At 68.0% G+C, this 5,473-nt stretch carries 6 protein-coding genes; all 6 read left to right on the top strand.

Annotated elements, in window-relative coordinates:
- The first annotated feature begins 10 nt into the window (after window positions 1-10).
- On the top strand, window positions 11-868 hold the full coding sequence (locus AC1D01_RS18840; RefSeq protein ID WP_047584944.1) for a carbohydrate ABC transporter permease: 858 nt from the start codon (window positions 11-13) through the stop codon (window positions 866-868).
- A 3-nt stretch (window positions 869-871) separates the two neighbouring features.
- Window positions 872-1,699, top strand: coding sequence for a carbohydrate ABC transporter permease (locus AC1D01_RS18835; protein WP_477868932.1), 828 nt, complete (start codon window positions 872-874; stop codon window positions 1,697-1,699).
- A gap of 9 nt (window positions 1,700-1,708) precedes the next feature.
- Window positions 1,709-2,764 (top strand): ABC transporter ATP-binding protein, encoded by a 1,056-nt coding sequence (locus AC1D01_RS18830; protein WP_477868930.1) that lies wholly within the window; start codon window positions 1,709-1,711, stop codon window positions 2,762-2,764.
- A 16-nt stretch (window positions 2,765-2,780) separates the two neighbouring features.
- Window positions 2,781-4,184 carry a D-arabinitol 4-dehydrogenase gene (dalD, locus tag AC1D01_RS18825; RefSeq protein WP_477868928.1) on the top strand — a complete coding sequence of 468 codons (1,404 nt, stop codon included), beginning with the start codon at window positions 2,781-2,783 and terminating at the stop codon, window positions 4,182-4,184.
- Window positions 4,177-4,977, top strand: a complete 801-nt coding sequence (locus tag AC1D01_RS18820; RefSeq protein ID WP_477868926.1) for an L-iditol 2-dehydrogenase — start codon at window positions 4,177-4,179, stop codon at window positions 4,975-4,977. Before dalD ends, AC1D01_RS18820 begins: the two co-directional genes overlap by 8 nt.
- 23 nt (window positions 4,978-5,000) lie before the next feature.
- On the top strand, window positions 5,001-5,473 hold a 473-nt coding region (locus AC1D01_RS18815), incomplete at its 3' end, for a cupin domain-containing protein (protein ID WP_477868924.1).

The following is a 5,473-nucleotide window of genomic DNA, read 5'->3' as shown; positions in this document are numbered from 1 at the left end:
GGTCCATGTCATGAGCCGATTCCTGCCCCGCGCGCTGATGGCGCCGGCGGTCACCACGCTGTTCCTGTGGATGATCGTCCCGCTGGTGATGACCATCTGGTTCTCGCTGGTGCACTACAACCTGATGCAGCCCGGCGACAAGACCTTCGTCGGCATCGAGAACTTCCACTACTTCATCACCGACCCGGACTTCTGGCCGGCGGTGCTGCAGACGCTGGAACTGCTCGGCGCGGTGATCGTGATCACCGTCGTGCTCGGCGTCGGCCTCGCGCTGCTCGTCAACGAGCCCTTCCCCGGCCAGGGCATCGTGCGCGTGCTGCTGATCTCGCCGTTCTTCGTGATGCCCACGGTCAATGCGCTGCTGTGGAAGCACATGATGATGAACCCGATCTATGGGGTGCTCGCGCATGTGTGGCACTTCTTCGGCGCGACGCCGGTCGACTGGATGACCGACCTGCCGCTGTTCTCGGTGATCCTGATGCTGTCGTGGCAGTGGCTGCCGTTCGCCTGCCTGATCTTCATCACTTCGCTGCAGTCGCTCGACCGCGAGCAGATGGAGGCGGCCCGCATGGACGGCGCCAACGCGCTGCACCAGTTCTGGTACCTGACGCTGCCCCACCTGGGCCGCTCGATCGCGGTCGTCGTGATGATCGAGATGATCTTCCTGATGAGCGTGTTCGCCGAGATCTTCACCACCACCGGCGGCGGCCCCGGCAACGAGAGCACCAACCTCGCGTTCCTGATCTTCAAGCAGGCGCTGATGAACTTCGACGTCGGCGTGGCCTCGGCCGGCGCGCTGTTCGCGGTGGTGCTGGCCAACATCGCCGCCGTCTTCCTGATCCGCATGGTCGGCAAGAACCTGGACTGAGCCATGAGCACCACCTACCCCAACGGCTTCCCGTACGTCCGCACCTTCTTCGCGTGGGCGATCGCGCTGCTGCTGTTCTTCCCGCTGCTGTGGCTCGGCCTGACCGCGTTCAAGACCGAGATGCAGGCGATCGCGGTGCCGCCACAGCTGTTCTTCACGCCCACGCTGTCGAGCTTCGCCGAGGTGCAGGAGCGCAGCGACTACCTGCTGTATGCCAAGAACTCGCTGATCACGAGCCTGGTGTCGACGATCCTGGGCCTGATGATCGCCGCGCCGGCCGCCTACTCGATGGCCTTCTTCCGCACGAAGCGCACGCGCGACATCCTGATGTGGATGCTGTCGACCAAGATGATGCCGGCGGTCGGCGCGCTGGTGCCGGTGTACGTGATGGCGCAGACCACCGGCATGCTGGATTCGCTGCCGGCGCTGATCATCGTGTTCACGCTGTCCAACCTGCCGATCATGGTGTGGATGCTCTACAGCGCCTTCAAGGAGGTGCCCAACGACATCCTCGAGGCGGTGCGGCTCGACGGCGCGACCGTGTGGGACGAGTTCCGCCACGTGATCCTGCCGCTGACGATGGGCGGCATCGCCTCCACCGGGCTGCTGTGCCTGGTGCTCGCGTGGAACGAGGCCTTCTGGTCGCTGAACCTGACCTCGGCCCACGCCGGCACGCTGGCCGCGCTGATCGCGTCGTACTCCAGCCCCGAGGGCCTGTTCTGGGCCAAGTTGTCGGCCGCGTCGCTGCTGGCCATCGCTCCCATCATCGTGTTCGGCTGGTTCAGCCAGAAACAACTCGTCCAAGGCCTGACCTTCGGCGCCGTCAAGTAAGGAGACCCCATGTCATTCCTCGAACTCAAGGGCATCGTCAAGGAATTCGGGCCGGTGCGCACCATCAAGGGCATCGACCTGCAGATCGAGAAGGGCGAGTTCATCGTCTTCGTCGGACCGTCCGGCTGCGGCAAGTCGACGCTGCTGCGGCTGATCGCCGGGCTCGAGGCCACCACGCAGGGCTCGATCCAGCTCGATGGCCGCGACATCACCCACGTGCCCTCGGCCAAGCGCGACCTCGCGATGGTGTTCCAGTCGTACGCGCTGTACCCGCACATGACGGTGTTCGACAACATGTCGTTCGCGCTGAAGCTCGCCAAGGTCGACGTGGCGACGCGCCAGCAGAAGGTGGAGCGCGCCGCGAAGATCCTGAACCTCACGCAGTACCTGCAGCGCACGCCGAAGGAGCTGTCGGGCGGACAGCGCCAGCGCGTGGCGATCGGCCGCGCCATCGTGCGCGCGCCCAAGGTGTTCCTGTTCGACGAGCCGCTGTCGAACCTCGACGCCGCGCTGCGCGGCCAGACGCGCGTCGAGATCGCGAGCCTGCACCGCGACCTCGGCGCGACCACCATCTACGTGACGCACGACCAGGTCGAGGCGATGACGCTGGCCGACCGCGTGGTGGTGCTGCGCGACGGGCTGATCGAGCAGGTCGGCACGCCCTTGGACCTGTACGACCACCCGGCCAACCAGTTCGTCGCGCAGTTCATCGGCACGCCGCAGATGAACGTCGTGAAGACCGCCGCCGTGCCCGAGCTGACGCGCCTGGCGGGCACACGCTTGCCCACCGACGGCGCGGTGGGCGTGCGGCCTGAATATGTCCGCGTCGGTGCGGCCGGAACCGGCCTCGCGGCCCGCGTGGAGCTGATCGAATCGCTCGGCTCCGACACGCTGATCCACACCCGCATCGGCGACACCAGCGAAGGCGTTCCGCTGGTCTCGCGCCAGAGCGAGCGCACCACCCTCAAGCCGGGCGACAGCGTCGGCATCAGCTTCGACGCGACCGCCCTCCACCTCTTCGACGCCCAGGGGCGCACGCTGCGCCCGCTGCAGCAGGCCGCCTAGCGATGCGAGCTTCTCCATGACGACGACCACTCCCCTGACCATCCTCCACCTCGGCCTCGGCTCGTTCCACCGTGCGCACCAGGCCGTCTACCTGCAGAACCTGATCGACCAGGGCGACACCCGCTGGCAGATCGCCGGCGGCAACCTGCGCCCGGACATGGCCGACACCATCGCCGCGCTGCAGAAGCAGGGCGGCGCCTACACGCTGGAGACGGTGACGCCGGCCGGCGAGCGCTTCTACGAGCGCATCACCGCGATCCGCAGGATCGTGCCGTACACGCCCGACCTGGCCGGGCTGATCGAGATCGGCGCCGATGCGGCGACTCGCATCATCTCGTTCACCGTCACCGAGGCCGGCTACTACCTCGACGACCAGAACCGGCTCGACGACAGCTTCGCCGACCTGGCGAGCGACCTCGCCGGCACCACGCGCAGCACGATCTACGGTGCGATGGCGGCGATCCTCGACGCGCGCCGCACGCGCAACGCCGGCCCGGTCACGCTGCTGAACTGCGACAACCTGCGCGGCAACGGCGAGCGCTTCCGCGCCGGCTTCCTCGATTTCCTCGCGCGCCGCCAGCAGGCCGCGCTGCACGCCTGGGTCGCGCAGCACACCAGCTCGCCGAACGACATGGTCGACCGCATCACGCCGCGCCCGCTGCCCGACATCGCGGGGCGCGTGAAGGCCGCGACCGGCGTCGACGACGGTGCGCCGGTGATGGGCGAGCGCTTCATCCAGTGGGTCATCGAGGACCACTTCATCAACGGCCGACCGGCCTGGGAGAAGGCCRGTGCCGAGATGGTGGCCTCGGTGCTGCCGTACGAGGAGGCGAAGATCCGCATCCTGAACGCGAGCCACAGCTGCTTCGCCTGGGCCGGCACGCTGCTCGGCTACCAGTACATCCACGAGGACGTGGCGCACCCGGCGATCCGCAAGATGGCGTTCGACTACGTGACGAACGACGTGATCCCCTCGCTGGAAGCGTCGCAGAAGCCGTATCCGCTCGACCTCGCCGCGTACCGCGACGTGGTGATCGACCGCTTCAGCAATCCTTATCTGCAAGACACCAACCAGCGCGTCGCGATGGACGGCTACGCGAAGATCGCCGGCTTCCTGTGGCCGACCTTCCGCGAGTGCCTCGCGCGCGGCGCATCGATCGCGTCGGTCRCGAAGCTGCCGGCGCTGTTCTTCGAGTTCCTCGGCCGCTGGCACCGCGGCGAGCTGAGCTACACCTACCACGACCAGGGCATGGACGTGGCGGCTGCGCACGCGATCTTCGAGAGCGCGGATCCGCTGGCCGCGTTCAGCCGCGATCCGGTGCTGTGGGGGCCGCTCGCCGGCGATGCGCGGCTGGTGGCCGCGTTGCAGCAGGCGCATGCTGAGGTCAAACAGTTCCTGAAGGAGAACGGCCATGGCTGACTATCCCGCTGCGCAACGCCTTGCCGATTGYCACGCCTTGCTGACCGGTGCCGGCGGCGGCATCGGGCTGGCAGTGACGCGGGCCTTCCTGCGCGAGGGCGCGCGCTGCACTGCCGTCGACCTGCCGGCCACGCCGGCGCCCGAGCTGCAGGCGCTGGTCGACCAGCACCCAGGGCGCTTCGAGTACCTGAGCGGCAACGTCGCACGCAGCGACGACATCGCGCGCTTCGTCGCCGGCGCGCAGGAACGCCTGGGGCCGATCACGACGCTGTTCAACAACGCTGCGGTGTTCGACCTGGCACCGCTGCTCGACTCCGACGAGGCGATGTACCAGCGCCTGTTCGACGTCAACGTGAAGGGCATGTTCTTCACGATGCAGGCGGTGCTGCGCCGCATGGTCGCGGGCGGCGTGCGCGGCAGCATCATCAACCTCGCGTCGCAGGCCGGGCGCCGCGGCGAGGCGCTGGTGTCGCACTACTGCGCGAGCAAGGCGGCGGTGATCAGCTACACGCAGTCGGCGGCTCTGGCGATGGCGCCGCACGGCATCCGCGTCAACGGCATCGCGCCGGGCGTGGTCGACACGCCGATGTGGGGGCAGGTCGATGCCCTCTTCGCGCGCCACGAGCACCTGCAGCCGGGCGAGAAGAAGATCGCGGTCGGCAAGGCGGTGCCGCTGGGCCGCATGGGCGTGCCGGACGACATCGCCGGCGCCGCGGTCTTCCTGGCCAGTGGAGAATCCGCCTACATCACCGCGCAGACGCTGAACGTCGATGGCGGCAACGTGATGAGCTAGCCGAGGAGCCTTGTGAGCCCGCCATGAACACGAACCGGATCCGCAGCCCCGAACTCGAGCACGACTTCGTGCGCGACACCAAGCTCGGCTACGAGCCCGAGGGCACCTACGGCTACGTGCGCTGCCTGGAGCACGGCGTGCCGAACCCGCTGGTGCGCTGGCACTACCACGAGGAATACGAGCTGCACCTGATCATCGAGACGCGCGGCAAGGTGTTCGTCGGCGACTACATCGGGCATTTCGAGCCGGGGCACCTGGTGCTGACCGGGCCGCGGCTGCCGCACAACTGGATCTCCACCGACATCCCGGCCGAGGGCGTGCCGCTGCGCGACGTGGTGCTGCAGTTCTCCGACGAGCCGCTGCGCCGCGCGACCGACCTGATCCCCGACCTGCGCGACGTGCTGCCGCTGATGGAGCGGGCGAGCCACGGCATCGAGTTCTTCGGCATGCGCGACCGGGCGCGCGAACGGCTGGTGCGCATCCGCAGCGTGCACGG

The sequence above is a fragment of the Rhizobacter sp. P3_B12 genome (genome assembly GCF_056402895.1).
The sequence above is the reverse complement of the archived record's forward strand: the minus strand, read 5'-3'. Positions and strand labels throughout refer to the sequence as shown.